Genomic DNA, 1,698 nt, shown 5'->3' on the forward strand with positions numbered 1-1,698 from the left:
CAGCAATCCCGCGCCGGAACCGACCGTCGTCATGCCGGAAAAATTGTTCTTTCCGCTCAGCGTTTGCACGCCACCGGCAACGAATAGTTTGCCGCCCATATTATTGTTATCAACGTCGAGGTCGTTGATGCTGCCGGCGAACGTGTCGTTCGAATCCGTTAGCACCAGGGTACGCTTGCCCAGCTCGACCGTTCCGCTGCCACTCAGGCTACGAATACGGGCATCGTTGTAGGCGTCGGAGATTCCCCAATAGTCGCTGCCATTTCCATGTTCGGAGATATCGAACGTGCCGTCTGCAACGACTTTCGCTGACCGTTGGATGTTGCCGAGCCCCGCAAGCGAGAGATAGGCATCCTGAGCAATATTCGTCTCGCCGGTGTAGGTGTTGACATTCGTCATCCGGACCACCGTCTTTGTATCAAGCGTCAGCGATCCGGAGCCGGAGACGACACCCGCTATGCCGAACCCGCCCTCATTCCCCATGCTCGTCGTTATCCTGCTCAGACCGGTCCCTTCGGGTGCGGATGAATCGGTAGAGAAGTTGCTGGCAGTGACGAAATGTGACGTATAAGCGGTATACTTCTTCTCCAGATCGAAAATGACCGATCTGTTTTTGAAGAAGTCAAGACCGGCAACAAAACTGGTCTGGTCATTGGGTTGTTCCGTCGTGCCGCTGGTGTAGGTGAAGTCGATATTGTCCAGCCTTACCGGATCGCCATCCGTTCCTGCGATTGTAACGCTCGGGATGTTGCCCGATGCGCTTACGATCTCGCGTTGCTCATTTCTCCGAACATTTTTAAGTTTGACGCCCGCATCCTGAAATTGCTTCAGCATCGCATCACTGATCTCCAGACTGCCACCGCCCGGTGTGCCGGTGTCGAGCAATACCGCGGTCTTGTTGGGGTCGGTGATTGGTGGGGCTCCATCCTTAACCGTGTACTGCAGATTGTAGCTGCCTTCGTATTCGGTCGAGGCATTGGCGCCAGAGCCAGGAAAATTCTGATAAGAATCCTGATCTTTTTCCTCGGGTTCTCCCCATGGCATGGCATTAGTATATTGGGCCCGGAGGCTTGGATTGAGGTTGACAATCGTGCAGGGGGAACAGCCAGGCGTTTGGTCGCTCTCGGAATCCGGATTCACATTGGCGGAGACCACGTAGCCAGACCTGGTGACACTGCCCATCATGCCCCAGACACTTGTCTTGCCAAGAAAATCGCCGGCCCCGAATGTACCTGCGAAATCGCCGCCTTCGTCTGCCATCTTGCCAGCGGTCATTTTCGCCCGCTGCTCCTTATCGGCGTGATAAGGTTCTTGGAGATCCTGACCATACATATCTTTAAGTCCATCCGTCACGGATCCCGGCGTGCACTTAAGATTGTTGTCCTTGCAATACGCATGGGTATAGACAAAATCGAGAATGCGAGCAGCCCGGTATTTCTTATCGCTTACAGACGGCCCGTCGATTGTTATCTTTTGATCTGGATCGACATATGTAAATTTATCAATTTCCCCGTTCTGAAGCTTATTACCATACGTTCCGTCCCCGTACGTATATACGTAAGGCGTGTCGGCAATCGGGCGGACCCCGGTCACCTCTGACCCGATCTGCGTGTTGAGCTGGTCCGAGCCCGTGTCGAATACGTATCGCTGCGCGTTGCCATTGTTGATCTTGGCCCAGATGCCCAGGCGGTCATGGCC

The 1,698-nt window shown here is 54.3% G+C and carries 1 pseudogene; it reads right to left on the reverse strand.

Annotated elements, in window-relative coordinates:
* Positions 1 to 1,698 (reverse strand): annotated as a pseudogene (locus tag EN964_RS37975) (hypothetical protein); the annotation flags it as partial.

The organism is Mesorhizobium sp. M7A.F.Ca.CA.001.10.2.1, from assembly GCF_003998575.1.
Lineage (GTDB): Bacteria > Pseudomonadota > Alphaproteobacteria > Rhizobiales > Rhizobiaceae > Mesorhizobium.